This window comes from Paenibacillus sp. FSL P4-0127, from assembly GCF_038007325.1.
GTDB lineage: Bacteria > Bacillota > Bacilli > Paenibacillales > Paenibacillaceae > Fontibacillus > Fontibacillus macerans.
On sequence record NZ_JBBOWY010000001.1, the window covers coordinates 3,243,024 to 3,256,922 of the forward strand.

The following is a 13,899-nucleotide window of genomic DNA, read 5'->3' on the forward strand; positions in this document are numbered from 1 at the left end:
ATGAGCAAGAGCCGTACGGCCCCGGATTTTTGGCTTATGGCCAGCATTCTCGGACTGCTGGCGATCGGAATTGTGATGGTGTACAGCGCGGGTTCGGTGCTCGCTTTTCATGATTACGGCGATTCTTTCTACTTTGTGAAGCGTCAGCTGTTGTTCGCCGTGCTCGGGCTGGTCGCGATGTTTTTGATGATGAATTTCGATTACCGGCTGCTGCGCAAATACGCGAAGGTGGGGCTGCTCATTTGCTTCGCCCTGCTCGTGATCGTGCTGATTCCCGGGATCGGGGTCGTGCGCGGGGGAGCGCGCAGCTGGCTGGGCATCAGCTCGTTTGGCATTCAGCCGTCCGAGTTCATGAAGCTGGGCATGATTTTGTTTCTCTCCTACTTCCTTAGCCAGGAAGATTACAAGATTACGAATTTCGCCAAGGGACTGTTGCCGCCGCTTGGCGTGATCGGGCTGGCTTTCGGTCTGATCATGCTGCAGCCCGATTTGGGGACAGGCACGGTCATGCTTGGCGCTTCGCTGCTGATCGTCTTTACGGCCGGAGCCCGAATCCTGCATCTGGCCGGGCTGGCGGGCCTTGGGGCGCTAGGATTCGTAGGCCTGATCCTGGCGGCGCCTTACCGCCTGAAGCGGATTACCGCTTTTCTCGATCCCTGGTCCGATCCGCTTGGCGCAGGGTATCAGATCATTCAATCATTGTACGCGATCGGTCCCGGCGGGCTTGCCGGGCTGGGGCTCGGGATGAGCCGGCAGAAATACAGCTATGTGCCCGAGCCGCAAACCGACTTTATTTTTTCCATTTTGGCCGAGGAGCTTGGCTTTATCGGCGGACTGCTTGTTCTGCTGCTGTTCCTCATCCTGGTATGGCGCGGCATGAGGGTTGCGATGACGATCGACGACACGTTCGGCAGCCTGCTGGCCGTCGGCATCGTCGGGATGGTCGCCGTTCAGGTGGTGATCAACATCGGCGTCGTGATCGGCCTGATGCCCGTCACCGGCATTACCCTGCCGCTTATCAGCTACGGCGGATCTTCGCTGACGCTGATGCTGACCGCGTTAGGCATTTTACTTAATTTATCCCGTTATGCGAGGTGAGAATATGCGCGTCGTACTGAGCGGCGGCGGAACCGGGGGCCACATCTACCCGGCGCTGGCCGTCGCAAGCCAATGCGCCGAGGAATTTCCCGATTCCGAATTTTTATACATCGGCGGCCGGCGGGGGCTGGAAAGCTCGCTGGTTCCGAAGCACAACATCCCGTTTGAAGCGATCGACATCACCGGCTTCCGCCGCAAGCTGTCGGTCGAAAATATAAAGACCGTTATGCGTTTTCTCAAAGGAGTGCGCACCTCCAAAAAACTGCTGCGGGAATTTAACCCCGACGTCGTCATCGGGACGGGCGGCTACGTATGCGGCCCGGTCGTATACGCGGCCGCCAAGCTGGGCATTCCGAGCATCATCCATGAGCAAAACGCCATTCCGGGGCTGACCAACCGCTTTTTAAGCAAATACGTGTCGACCGTGGCGGTGAGCTTTGAAGGCTCGGAGTCCGCGTTCCCGGGAGCCGGAAACGTCATATATAGCGGAAATCCGCGGGCCACGACCGTTCATGCCGCCGACAAGGCGAAGGGCTTCGCCTCGCTGGGGCTTGCCGCAAGCAGCTCGGTCGTGCTCATCGTCGGCGGCAGCCGGGGGGCCAAAGCGATCAACGAAGCGATGATCGGCATGGCGCCGCTGCTTGCGGAAGCGCCGCATTTGCAATTCGTTTACGTTACCGGCGAGGCTTATCACGCAGCGACGCTCGAAGCGATTCGCGGCAAACTGGGCGGGCTTCCGGACCATTTGCAGGTGCTTCCTTACGTGCACAACATGCCTGAGGTGCTGGCCGCGACTTCCTTGATCGTGGGACGAGCAGGAGCTTCCTCCTTAGCGGAAATCACCGCGCTGGGAATTCCGGCGATCCTTATTCCGTCGCCCAACGTAACGAATAATCATCAGGAGAAAAACGCCCGGACTTTGGAGCGGGCCGGAGCCGCCGAAGTCATTTTGGAGCCGGAATTGAGCGGGCAAAGCCTGTTCGGCTCGGTTCAGCGGATCATGAGCGACCTGTCCGTCCACGCCTCGATGTCGGCGGCTTCCCGCCGCCTCGGCAAACCGGACTCCGCCCATTTACTGGTGAAAGAAATGCGGCGTCTTGTCCAAAGCCGCGCAAATCGCCGCTAACCGCGGGGAACCGAAGGGCGGAACTGGACCTGGGCGATTGTCACACTCTCCGTGAGGAAGGCATAAGATACTCTATAAATCGTGACAATCCAAGCGGAGCGACAAGGACACGGTTAGCATGAATTGCTCCGACGGACCCGGGCCGCGGCTTCGTTTATGGCATGAACCTGCCTGTGCCTTCAGGCGACAAGCCGGGTGTTTTTCCGCCTACAAGTCAAGGAGGGATTTTACGATGCAGCAATGGATATCGAATTTGACCCGGCAGGGAGTCGGAACGGTATTGCCGAACGAGCCGATGTCAAAATATACAACATGGAAAATCGGCGGTCCCGCTGACGCGATGGTCGTACCCGAGAATCCCGGGCAGCTGTCCAAGCTCGTCCGGCTGCTTCATGAGGAGCGGATCCCTTGGATGGTGGTCGGCAAGGGCTCGAACATGCTGGTCTCCGACCGGGGAATTCGGGGGTGCGTGATCCGGCTTGGCTCCGGATTGGAGCAGATCGAATTTGACGGAAGCAAGGTCCAGGCCGGAGGGGGCGCTTCGTTCGTCAGACTCAGCATCATGGCGGGCAAACAGGGGCTGACCGGCCTGGAGTTTGCCGGAGGCATCCCCGGGACGGTGGGGGGAGCCGTATATATGAACGCCGGGGCTCACGGGTCCGATGTGTCACGTATATTTAAATCCGCTGACATTGTTCTGGAGACGGGTGAATTGGTCACTTACAACGCAGAGGATATGGAATTTGACTATCGGCATTCCGTCCTGCACGAACAGCGCGGCATTGTGGCCAAAGCCGAATTTACGCTGGCTGCCGGCGATCGGCTGGAAATCGCCGCCGCCATGGCGGCTTACAAGGACCGCCGCCGCAAAACGCAGCCGCTTCAGCAGCCGTGCGCCGGCAGCGTCTTCCGCAATCCGCCGGGAGACCATTCGGCCAGGCTGATCGAGGCGGCCGGACTTAAAGGCTTAAAGGTCGGAGGAGCCGAAGTATCCACGCTGCACGCCAATTTCATCGTCAATACCGGGCAAGCGACAGCAGAGGACGTTCTAGCGCTCATGGAGCAAATCAAGGCATCCGTCGAAGACAAATTCGGCGTAAACTTGGTGCCGGAGGTTTTTTTCGTGGGCGAACGGTAAACTCGGAGGTGATACATTGGACAAATTGGTGATCGAAGGCGGGAGACCCCTATCAGGAACCATTCGTATCCATGGAGCAAAAAATGCCGCACTGCCGATTCTGGCCGCTAGTTTGCTGTCCGAAGGCAAGGTGCAACTTCGAAATGTCCCCCGTCTGCTCGATATTGATGTCATGCTGGGCATACTCGGCCGCCTTGGCTGCAAAGCCGTCCATTTAGGGGATACGGTTACGGTCGACACGGGAAGCGCGGATTCAAGCCATGTGCCGGAAGATTTGATGAAGCAGATGCGGTCTTCCATTTTTTTGATGGGGCCGCTGCTCGCCAGGTTCGGGGAGGTTTGCATTTACCAGCCGGGCGGGTGCGCCATCGGCGAACGAAAAATCGATTTGCATTTGAAAGGGCTGGAAGCCCTGGGGGCGCAAATCGAGGAAAGCGAGCAGCAAATCCGGTGCCGGGCCAGCAGGCTGGTCGGTTGCGATATTCACCTTGATTTTCCCAGTGTCGGGGCGACGGAAAACATTATGATGGCGGCCGCGCTGGCCGAAGGGACGACGGTAATCACCAATGCCGCCCGGGAACCGGAAATTCAGGATCTGCAAAACTTCTTGAACGCCATGGGGGCGAGCATCATCGGCGCCGGAACGGACACGATTACGATTCGCGGCGTAGAGCGCCTGTATCCTTGCGATTACGAGGTTATCCCCGACCGTATCGTTGCCGGAACCGCGCTGATCGCCGTAGCCGCTACGCGCGGCAGCGTGACGCTGACCCACTGCAATCCGGCGCACCTGGTGTCGCTGCTTCATGTGCTGCGGCGGGCAGGTGTTCAAATCGGAGCTGCCGATGATATAATAACGATTAGCAGCGCAGGCCGTCCTAGAGCGGTGGAGCGGATCGTGACTTCGCCGTATCCTTCCTTTCCGACCGATCTGCAGTCGCAAATCATGGTATTGCTTGCGTTGGCGGACGGACTCAGCGTAATGAAGGAGACCGTGTTCGAGGGCAGATTCAAGCATGTGGACGAATTGGTCCGGATGGGCGCCGACATTTCGGTCGATTTGAATCTGGCTTTCATTCGCGGGGTGCCGAGATTGTACGGAGCCACCGTGGAGGCCACGGACCTGCGGGCCGGCGCCGCGCTGGTCATTGCGGGCCTGGCGGCGCAAGGCAAAACGATCGTGGAGCAGGTTCATCATATCGATCGCGGCTACGACCGGATCGAAACGATGTTCCAGCGTCTCGGGGGCGCGATCCATCGCGAAACCCCCGTGCTGAAGCAGCTTGATTTAGCCTGAGGCTTGGCCTTACATCCCCTCCGTCCGGAGGGGATCAAGGCTTTTGGACGTTCTTTTATATTATTTATTCAGAAAGTTGCGGAGAAATGACATGCCCAAAGCGAATGTACCTGTCCTGAAAGAGCCGGTAAAACCGAAAAGGAAAAGCGGCCGAAAAGTGAAAGTGATCCTCATCTTGCTGTTCGTTTCGTTACTTTGCGTGCTTTTTTTTCGCTCGTCCTTAAGCAAGGTTTCGGCGATTACGTTTCACGGCAATACGTATTCGACGGAGAGCGAGCTTTTAAAGGCCGCCGGACTGGAAGTCGGGGCGCCGTTTTTTGCCGTCAGTTCGGGGAACGTTGAGCGCAGATTGGAGAGCATTCCTTCCGTAGAGCATGCGGTCGTGGACAAAAAATTCCCGGGAAAGATCGAGATCCGGATCGAAGAGTTTCCGCTTGCGGCCTATGAGCTTACCGACGGCGGCAAGCTGAGCGGACTGCTGGCGAACGGCACCAAGATCCCGCTGCAAAACGGCTCCATGCCGGTGGACAAGCCTATTTTGACCGGGTGGAAAGAGAATGACCCCAATCTGGTAAAACTCTGCAAAACGTTGTCGGAGATCCCGGGCGAGCTGACCGCCGATATTTCCGAGATCGTTCCTTCGCCAACCTTGTCTTATCCGGACCGGATCAAAATGTATACGCGCTCGGAATTCGAAGTGATTTCCGCGATCTCGTTACTGCCGAAAAAGGCGGAGTATTTGAACGAGATTTTGCAAAATCAGGATCCCGGACAGCTGAAAATGCTGGATGCCGATTCCTATGTGCCGTATCCCCCGCCGGAAGGCGAAGAGAACGGCCAAAATGACACTACTCATGAGTGAAAAACAATGTTAAAATACATTTTATGGGCTAGTTTCCTATCTCCCTCTTTTTTCTTCTGATTTTTGCGGTCCTATCGTCAGATAGATGTAAAACTTGGAAGTCAAAAAATTTGTAGAAAAAAGAGGGAAAGGTTAAACGGCGTTGAATATGTAGAGAGTGCATCTAACACGGCAAGAATATTTAGAATGGGAAATAGGAGGTGCCAGGGCTTGAGCAACAATGACATCATTGTTAGTTTGGACATCGGTACATCCAAAGTTCGTGCTATTATTGGGGAAATTGGCAATGGAACCTTTAATATTATTGGAGTTGGATCTGCCGACTCGGAAGGAATTCGAAAAGGCGCGATTGTAGATATTGACCAAACGGTCCAATCGATCCGCAACGCCGTGGATCACGCGGAACGGATGGTAGGTATTCAAATATCGGAAGTATATGTCGGCATTTCGGGCAACCACATCGGACTCCAAACGAGCCACGGAGTAGTAGCCGTACAAAATGAAGATCGGGAAATCGGCGAGGACGATATCGACCGCGTGCTGAAGGCGGCCGAAGTCATCGCCCTGCCGCCGGAACGCGAAATTATCGATATTGTGGCCAAGCAATATGTGGTGGACGGGCTTGAAGGCATTCAGGATCCCCGCGGCATGATCGGAGTCCGCCTGGAAGTGGAAGCGACGATTATCACGGGAGCGAAGACGGCGATTCACAATTTGCTCCGCTGCGTGGAGAAATCCGGGCTGAAGGTCCGGGATTTGGTATTGTTATCGCTGGGCGCAGGGCAGCTCGCCTTATCCAAGGATGAAAAAACCATGGGTTCGGTACTGGTGGATATCGGTGCCGGATCCACTACGATCGCTGTGTTTGAAGGCGGCACGATCGTGTCCACATCCACGCTTCCGATTGGGGGAGAATTTATAACGAACGACATTGCTTACGGTCTCCGCACGTTGACCGATCATGCGGAGAAGGCGAAGCTGAAATACGGCTGCGCCTCGATCGAGGACGCCGCGCCGGACGTAACCTTTAAGGTAACGCGGATCGGCAGTAATGTGGACAAGGAATTTACGCAGGAAGACCTGGCGGCCATCGCGGAGCCTCGCGTTCAGGAGATCTTCCAGCTGATCCGCCAGGAAGTCAAGCGGCTCGGCTACAGCGAGCAGCCGGGAGGCTATATTTTGACGGGGGGAACCGTATCGATGCCGGGGCTGCTTAAGATCGCCCAGCAGGAGCTGGCGGCTTCCGTTAGAATCGCCGTTCCGGATTATATCGGGGTTCGCGACCCCGGGTTTACCGGCGGTGTAGGCATTTTGTACAAGGTAATCAAGAGTATTCGCGTTCGGAACTCCGGGGCGAAGAAGACGGCCGGCCGGAGCAAACCCGCTTCGCCGGCGCAGGAGCCGGCCCGCAAATCGGGCGGCCTGATGGAGCGTCTTAAAAATCTGTTCAGTGAATTTATATAGCAAATTCAAGGATGAAGAACGGGCCATCCATGCACATTGAGGGGGAGATGGAATAGTATGTTGGAATTTGATTTCGAAATGGAGAGCTTGGCTCAAATCAAGGTCATCGGGGTAGGCGGCGGCGGAAGCAACGCGGTTAACCGGATGATCGAAAACGGCGTGCAAGGCGTCGAATTCATTACGGTAAATACGGACGCCCAAGCGCTTCATTTGGCCAAGTCCGAACATAAATTGCAGATCGGGGATAAATTGACGCGCGGACTGGGCGCCGGCGCCAATCCGGAGGTCGGCAAGAAAGCGGCCGAAGAATCCCGCGAACTGATCGCAAATACGTTAAAAGGCGCGGATATGGTGTTCGTCACGGCCGGCATGGGCGGCGGCACCGGCACCGGAGCGGCTCCGGTCATCGCCGAAATCGCCAGAGAATGCGGCGCGCTGACGGTCGGCGTCGTTACCCGCCCATTTACGTTTGAAGGCCGCAAGCGTTCTTCCCAGGCGGAGCTTGGCATCGAAGGTTTGAAAGAAAAAGTGGACACGCTGATCGTCATTCCGAACGATCGTCTGTTGGAAATCGTCGACAAGAAGACGCCGATGTTGGAAGCGTTCCGCGAAGCGGACAACGTGCTTCGTCAGGCGGTGCAGGGCATCTCCGACTTGATCGCCGTACCGGGTCTGATCAACCTCGACTTCGCCGACGTGAAGACGATCATGACCGAACGCGGCTCCGCACTGATGGGCATCGGCCTCGCTACCGGCGAGAACCGGGCCGCCGAAGCCGCCCGCAAGGCGATCATGAGTCCGCTCTTGGAAACGTCCATCGAAGGTGCGCGCGGCGTTATCATGAACATTACGGGTGGAGCCAACCTGTCCCTGTATGAAGTCAACGAGGCCGCGGAAATCGTGATCGCCGCTTCCGATCCGGAAGTGAACATGATTTTCGGCGCGATCATTGACGAGAATATGAAGGAAGAAATCAAAGTGACGGTTATTGCGACCGGGTTCGAGAATAAGCCTGCGGTGCAGCCAGCCCGCAAACCGGCCGCTGCTCCGGGCGTATCCGAGCCGCAGGACACGCGTCCGGCTTCGAATCTGCGACCGTTCGGCAACCAGCCGAGCGGAGATCAGCTCGACATCCCGACATTTCTCCGTAACCGTTCGCGGAACAATAACGACTAAGCAAGGGTAGTACGTCTCCCCGAAGACCTTGTCCCGATTAGGGCCAGGGTCTTTTTTTGCCAGAATTTAGTCGAAAAGCGATCGTGGCAAGAACCACAGAAGGGCGCCCGAAAGCTTGAGGATAGGGAAGTGGGGGGGAGGGGGCGGCAGATCAATACTGGCTGTCCATAGACTTTGCACGATTATCCCGTTTAATCAGGTAGCAGAGAGAAAGACAAGCTCGGGAGAAAAATATTTGGTGGAGAAGCAGAGAGGTTCGAGATAATTTAGACGGGTTTGAAACCCTTGCTCAAGCCCCATCCCCTGCACCCTGAATGAAAGGGATAATCGTGCAAAGGTTACAGGCATGAACACCAAGACACGAAATCCGCCCCTCCACTTCCCGCTGCTTTACCTTGCTTCATCAAGGCTTGCCTGCCGATTTTTTGCTGCGAAAGTTGAATTATAAAATTTCATAGCGGGGTAGAAGACGGTGCGCTGGCAGGGAGGAGAGGAGGGAACTGGAGGCTAAAGGACTCCAACTCCATATATTATGCCCGTGCACGCGCAAGGCCCCTTGGGTCGACAAAATTAGTGGGATTCTGCTTTCAATTTTAGACAGACTTTATAAGCCAATCTCTTTATACTGATAAGCATCTCCCCAGGCAGGTGAACGCCGTTGGTAGTGTATATCGATCTCATATTTGCGATGAACCTATTGATCGACGCAAGTTTGCTGCTCGCTACGGCTTGGATGCGGAAGCAGAAGATCAAAGTATGGCGGATCGCCGCTTCGGCGTGCGTTGGAGCCATGTACGTCGTCATGATGTTTTTGCCGGAGCTTGGGTTTTTGTATACGTTTCTGGTCAAGTTCCTGTTCTCCGTCGCTATGTTATGGATCGCCTTCGGCTTTGGAAGTTTGCAAAACTATCTGCGGAACATGGGAGCTTTTTACATCGTTAATTTTGCGGCGGCGGGCGGCATCCTGGGCGTGCATTATTTGCTGCAGGACTATGGCGACCTATGGAACGGAATATGGTATTCCGCGACCGGAGGGATGGGGTTTTCGCTGAAAATAGGGGCCTTGTTTACGCTTGTCCTGTTTTTTGCCGTGTTGTGGTGGTTTAAACGGGTCATTGCGGCGCGTCATCGGCAGGAACGGATCTCCACTTTTGTCGGAGAGGTCCGGGTTCGGATTGAAGATTCCGAGGTTTGCTGCACGGGCCTGGTCGATACGGGCAATCAGTTGTCCGATCCGCTCAGCCGGTTGCCGGTAATGGTGATGGAGGCGTCGCTGTGGGAGGATTTGCTTCCCCCATCTTATCGCGGCAAGCTTGCCAAGGAGCGGGCGGACAACCTCATTATGGAGTGGACGGAAGCAGGAGCTTTTCCCTGGCCAGATCGTTTGCGTCTGGTGCCGTATCGCGGAATCAACAAAGGAACGCAATTTATGCTTGCGCTTAAGCCGGATGAAGTCAGCATTACCTTGGAGGGTCGGAACTTTCATTCTACCCGGGTGCTTATCGGATTGGATGGAGGACGTTTGTCAGCGGAAGGGGCCTATCGGGCCATCGTGCATCCTGCGTTAGTGGAAGGCAGGGAAGCGGAGCACCAGCCTTCGCCGGACATATCTTCCGGGCTGGCCCCGCTTGCCGACGCGGGCGGGAGGCCCGGACTTCACCGGTAAAACGGGAACTTGTATAGGAGGAAAGAAATCATGCGTGCAAAATGGAAGTTGTTGCTGCAGCTTCAGTACTATCGGTTGTTGTTTCTATTCGGACTAAAAAGCGAGGAAATCTATTATATAGGCGGAAGCGAAGCGCTGCCGCCCCCATTGACGCGCGAAGAGGAGGAGTATTTGCTCCAGCGGCTGCCGAGCGGCGACTCCGCGATCCGGGCGATGCTGATCGAACGCAATTTGCGGCTGGTCGTGTACATTGCCAGAAAGTTTGAAAACACCGGCATCAATATCGAGGACCTGGTTTCGATTGGAGCCATCGGCCTGATTAAGGCGGTCAACACTTTTGATCCGGAGAAAAAGATTAAACTGGCTACGTACGCTTCGCGCTGCATCGAAAACGAAATCCTGATGTATTTGCGCCGCAACAGCAAGATCCGCACCGAGGTTTCTTTCGATGAGCCGCTGAACATTGATTGGGACGGCAATGAGCTGCTGTTGTCCGATGTGCTGGGGACGGAGAACGATACGATTTACCGGAACATCGAAGAGCAGGTGGATCGGAAGCTGCTGCATAAAGCGCTCGACAAGCTGAGCGAACGGGAGCGGATGATCATGGAGCTGCGGTTCGGCCTGGTGGACGGCGACGAGAAAACGCAAAAGGATGTGGCCGATCTGCTGGGAATTTCTCAATCGTACATTTCCCGTCTCGAAAAAAGGATCATCAAGCGATTGCGCAAGGAATTCAATAAGATGGTGTAAAGGCCCGGCTTTACGGCGATTCATGCAAGGAATAAAAATGCAGCCCAAGGAGATAATGATCATTAGTTTACTCCTTGGGAGGTAAGACACGATGACCCGAAACAAAGTCGAAATTTGCGGTGTCGATACCGCAAAATTGCCCGTTCTAACCAATGCGGAAATGCGTGAATTGTTCCACTCGTTGCAGCAGGACCACGTAAGATCAGCCAGAGAAAAGTTAGTGAATGGCAATCTGAGACTCGTGCTGAGCGTCATCCAGCGGTTCAACAATCGGGGGGAGTATGTGGACGACCTGTTCCAGGTTGGCTGCATTGGACTCATGAAAGCCATCGATAATTTCGATTTATCGCAAAACGTCAAGTTTTCGACCTACGCGGTGCCGATGATCATCGGGGAAATCCGCCGGTACTTGCGCGACAACAATCCGATCCGCGTATCCCGCAGCCTCAGAGATATCGCCTACAAAGCACTGCAAATGCGGGACAACCTGACCAACCAAAATTCGCGGGAGCCCACGATTTTCGAAATTTCGGAAGCGCTTGGTTTGCCGAAGGAAGATGTCGTGTTTGCCCTGGATGCGATCCAGGACCCGGTATCGCTGTTTGAGCCGATTTACCATGACGGGGGAGACCCGATTTACGTCATGGATCAAATCAGCGACGATAAGAACAAGGATGTGTCATGGATTGAAGAAATCGCTTTGCGCGAGGCGATGCAGCGGCTCGGGCGCCGCGAGAAAATGATCCTTTCCATGCGTTTTTTTGAAGGCAAGACGCAAATGGAGGTGGCCGATGAGATCGGCATCTCCCAAGCCCAGGTATCCCGGCTTGAGAAATCCGCCATTTTACAAATGCAAAAGCATGTGAAGTCGTAAATGACAGGTCCCTTGGGGGCCTTTTTTTAATGGAAACAAGCGTGGTAGACTCGCTTACGATCATTGTGAACAACTCCATATCTTCCTAACGTTAAGCTTCTGTAAAATTATATTAAGTTGAACCTTACAATCATTCGTTCAACTTTAAATAGCATGAAGCATTAGCGCGGATGGAGACGGACGGAGGTGGGACGCATGAAATATTGCATCTTTTTACGAAAAGCGCGCTGCAATTTATGCTGGATCATGTGGACGAGCAGGGGTATTCAATTGGCGGAGACGTGATCGGGAAGCTGATGCTGACGGAAAACCGGGACGGGAAAAAACGTTCGTATCTGGAGGTCAATATCCCGGTGTCATGATTAGGGGCTCTCGAAAGGGGAGTTGACCTTGGTGCCGCACCAAGGTATGTGAAAATAATCACGTTTCTGCGGCTTCGAATTATGGGGTAGGGGAGGAACATCATGAGCAGCAAAAAACGCTTCAAATCATGGTTGGTATTTACCGTTTGTCTTGCGCTGGCGGTTTCCGTGCTAAGCGGATGCCAGTCAGCGGGGAATTCCCGGGAATCCGGCCCATCGTCCGCGCCGGAACAATCTTCGTTTAAAGCCGGAACGTATACGGGGGAAGCCGAGGGGAAAGACGGAACGGTCAAAGTGGAAGTCACGATGGAAGAGCCGGATCAAATCAAGGACATTCAAATCGTCAGCCAAACCGAAACGGAAGGGCTGGGCGATGCCGCGCTCGAAAAAATCAAAGAGCAGATTCTGCAAAATCAAACGTTGGCGGTGGACGCCGTCAGCGGCGCCAGCAAGTCGAGCGAAGCGATGCTGACCGCCGTGGAAAAGGCCGTGCAGCAGGCGGGCGGGGATCTAACGGCTCTGAAATCGGGAGGCGTGGCGAAAGCCGGCGAAGGCAAAACGGAAAAGCTCCAGGCTGACGTCGTCGTCGTCGGCGCGGGCGCATCCGGCGTGTCGGCCGCCGTTACGGCGGCGGATAAAGGAGCCAAAGTCATTATCGTGGAAAAAACCGGCATTATCGGCGGCGCCAGCAACTTATCGTGGGCGGGGAAATTTTACAACTCGTCCGCCGCGGTTGAAAACGGGATAAAGGTGAATGTCGAGCAAGAAATCGCCGACTGGATCGCCAACAACCACTGGCGTGTGGACGCCGCGGCGATCCGCCAGTACGTCACCAAATCCGGTGAAACCTACGACTGGCTGAAAAGCAAAGGTTATGTCACGACGTTCCTGAACTTTGCCGGGGAACAGCTTCACGTGCTTCCGGCTTACGATACGCGGGAGCAGACGCTGCGCAAGATGCTGGCCGCATCCGTGGAGAAAAACGGCGGCCAGGTTATTACCGAAACGACGGCCAAAGAGCTGAAGACCGATGCGAGCGGCGCGGTCGTCGGCGTAAAAGCCGCAAAGGCCGACGGCACGACCCTGGAAATTTCCGCGAAAAGCGTGGTCATGGCGACGGGCGGATACGCGGGCAACAAAGAAATGGTCAAGGAAGCGTTTGGCTTTGAAGGCGTAAATGGGGGCCTCGGCCAAAACATCGGGGAGGGGCTGAAGATGTCCTGGGCGGTCGGCGCCAAAGTCCCGGACAACTTCGGCGGCCAAATGCTGCATCAGACGCTGGCGAGAGCGACGAGCGGCCTGAAAAAGGAATATTCCTCGTTTGAAGCCAGCTACCCGCTGATGCTGAGCTATCTTCCGACGCTGATGAACGTGGGGCCTTCGGGGGCCAGATTTAGGGACGAAGCGGCCACCTTGACGTCGGTAGCCGCGGCGAATACGAGCGCTTTTAACGGCCCTTACCACCTGGTCATCGTTTCGAAATCGCAGCTTGACGCCCTGGAAGCGAAAGGGATGAACGGCGTCAAGGCTCCGGGTCTTCCGGGGATGCCGCCGGAATTTTACGCCGACTTCTCCGATAAGTTCAAGCTCGACACGCCGTGGACAAACGTGGAGCAAGTCTTTGAGTCCATGGTGAAAAACGGCGACGGATATAAAGGCGATACGATCGAGGAATTGGCCCAAAACGCGGGAATGGACGTCGAGGTGTTCAAGGAGGCTTTCGATAACTATACCGTGGCCACAAAAACCGGAGTAGACACGGATTTCGGCAAAGCGAAGCAGTACCTGGTTCCGATGGGCGAAGGGCCTTATTACGCAATCATCGCCGAAATCAACAACCTCGGTTCGGTCGGCGGCCTGCTCGTCAATCCCAAGTTTCAGGTTCTGGGCGAAGGCCGGGTGCCGATCAAAGGGCTTTATGCGGTTGGGCTCGAATCGGAAGGCGTGCTGTTTAACGATACTTATGTCGGCAACGGCGTAGGCATCGGCTACTCGTTCACTTCGGGGCGTCTCGGCGGCGAAAGCGCCGCGGCCGGCGCTCTCGGAAAATAAAAAAATAAGCCTTGCAATCCAAGGGACCTTT

The 13,899-nt window shown here is 55.3% G+C and carries 12 protein-coding genes; all 12 read left to right on the plus strand.

What is annotated here, in order from left to right; all coding sequences use genetic code 11:
- The 12 genes from spoVE (at nucleotide 1) to NYE74_RS14545 (ending at nucleotide 13,868) form a co-directional block, all read left to right on the plus strand.
- The gene (spoVE, locus tag NYE74_RS14490) at nucleotides 1-1,098 is read left to right on the plus strand and encodes a stage V sporulation protein E (protein ID WP_036621400.1); all 1,098 of its coding nucleotides are present in this window, start codon (nucleotides 1-3) and stop codon (nucleotides 1,096-1,098) included.
- 4 nt (nucleotides 1,099-1,102) lie between these two features.
- Nucleotides 1,103-2,224, plus strand: a complete 1,122-nt coding sequence (gene murG, locus NYE74_RS14495; RefSeq protein WP_340928254.1) for an undecaprenyldiphospho-muramoylpentapeptide beta-N-acetylglucosaminyltransferase — start codon at nucleotides 1,103-1,105, stop codon at nucleotides 2,222-2,224.
- A gap of 232 nt (nucleotides 2,225-2,456) precedes the next feature.
- Entirely contained in the window at nucleotides 2,457-3,362 is a 906-nt protein-coding gene (gene murB / locus NYE74_RS14500; RefSeq protein WP_340928253.1) for a UDP-N-acetylmuramate dehydrogenase, read from the plus strand.
- Between the two features lie 16 nt (nucleotides 3,363-3,378).
- Nucleotides 3,379-4,659: a UDP-N-acetylglucosamine 1-carboxyvinyltransferase gene (gene murA / locus NYE74_RS14505; protein WP_036621405.1), complete on the plus strand. Its 1,281-nt coding sequence runs from the start codon at nucleotides 3,379-3,381 to the stop codon at nucleotides 4,657-4,659.
- Between the two features lie 91 nt (nucleotides 4,660-4,750).
- Nucleotides 4,751-5,521: a cell division protein FtsQ/DivIB gene (locus tag NYE74_RS14510; RefSeq protein ID WP_340928251.1), complete on the plus strand. Its 771-nt coding sequence runs from the start codon at nucleotides 4,751-4,753 to the stop codon at nucleotides 5,519-5,521.
- A 210-nt stretch (nucleotides 5,522-5,731) separates the two neighbouring features.
- Nucleotides 5,732-6,985, plus strand: coding sequence for a cell division protein FtsA (gene ftsA / locus NYE74_RS14515; RefSeq protein ID WP_328273125.1), 1,254 nt, complete (start codon nucleotides 5,732-5,734; stop codon nucleotides 6,983-6,985).
- 57 nt (nucleotides 6,986-7,042) lie between these two features.
- Nucleotides 7,043-8,161 carry a cell division protein FtsZ gene (gene ftsZ / locus NYE74_RS14520; RefSeq protein WP_340928247.1) on the plus strand — a complete coding sequence of 373 codons (1,119 nt, stop codon included), beginning with the start codon at nucleotides 7,043-7,045 and terminating at the stop codon, nucleotides 8,159-8,161.
- Nucleotides 8,162-8,819: 658 nt separating this feature from the next.
- The gene (gene spoIIGA, locus NYE74_RS14525) at nucleotides 8,820-9,827 is read left to right on the plus strand and encodes a sigma-E processing peptidase SpoIIGA (RefSeq protein WP_340928246.1); all 1,008 of its coding nucleotides are present in this window, start codon (nucleotides 8,820-8,822) and stop codon (nucleotides 9,825-9,827) included.
- 30 nt (nucleotides 9,828-9,857) lie between these two features.
- Nucleotides 9,858-10,580, plus strand: coding sequence for an RNA polymerase sporulation sigma factor SigE (gene sigE / locus NYE74_RS14530; RefSeq protein ID WP_036621412.1), 723 nt, complete (start codon nucleotides 9,858-9,860; stop codon nucleotides 10,578-10,580).
- A 91-nt stretch (nucleotides 10,581-10,671) separates the two neighbouring features.
- Nucleotides 10,672-11,454, plus strand: coding sequence for an RNA polymerase sporulation sigma factor SigG (sigG, locus tag NYE74_RS14535; protein ID WP_036621413.1), 783 nt, complete (start codon nucleotides 10,672-10,674; stop codon nucleotides 11,452-11,454).
- A gap of 170 nt (nucleotides 11,455-11,624) precedes the next feature.
- Nucleotides 11,625-11,816 (plus strand): hypothetical protein, encoded by a 192-nt coding sequence (locus tag NYE74_RS14540; protein WP_340928243.1) that lies wholly within the window; start codon nucleotides 11,625-11,627, stop codon nucleotides 11,814-11,816.
- A 102-nt stretch (nucleotides 11,817-11,918) separates the two neighbouring features.
- Nucleotides 11,919-13,868: an FAD-dependent oxidoreductase gene (locus NYE74_RS14545; protein ID WP_340928242.1), complete on the plus strand. Its 1,950-nt coding sequence runs from the start codon at nucleotides 11,919-11,921 to the stop codon at nucleotides 13,866-13,868.
- Nucleotides 13,869-13,899 lie beyond the last annotated feature (31 nt).

Coding starts and splice junctions, on each gene's coding strand:
- spoVE (WP_036621400.1), top strand. CDS start 1: ATGAGCAAGAGCCGTACGGCCCCGGATTTTTGGCTTATGGCCAGCATT.
- murG (WP_340928254.1), top strand. CDS start 1,103: ATGCGCGTCGTACTGAGCGGCGGCGGAACCGGGGGCCACATCTACCCG.
- murB (WP_340928253.1), top strand. CDS start 2,457: ATGCAGCAATGGATATCGAATTTGACCCGGCAGGGAGTCGGAACGGTA.
- NYE74_RS14510 (WP_340928251.1), top strand. CDS start 4,751: ATGCCCAAAGCGAATGTACCTGTCCTGAAAGAGCCGGTAAAACCGAAA.
- ftsZ (WP_340928247.1), top strand. CDS start 7,043: ATGTTGGAATTTGATTTCGAAATGGAGAGCTTGGCTCAAATCAAGGTC.
- sigE (WP_036621412.1), top strand. CDS start 9,858: ATGCGTGCAAAATGGAAGTTGTTGCTGCAGCTTCAGTACTATCGGTTG.
- sigG (WP_036621413.1), top strand. CDS start 10,672: ATGACCCGAAACAAAGTCGAAATTTGCGGTGTCGATACCGCAAAATTG.
- NYE74_RS14540 (WP_340928243.1), top strand. CDS start 11,625: ATGGAGACGGACGGAGGTGGGACGCATGAAATATTGCATCTTTTTACG.
- NYE74_RS14545 (WP_340928242.1), top strand. CDS start 11,919: ATGAGCAGCAAAAAACGCTTCAAATCATGGTTGGTATTTACCGTTTGT.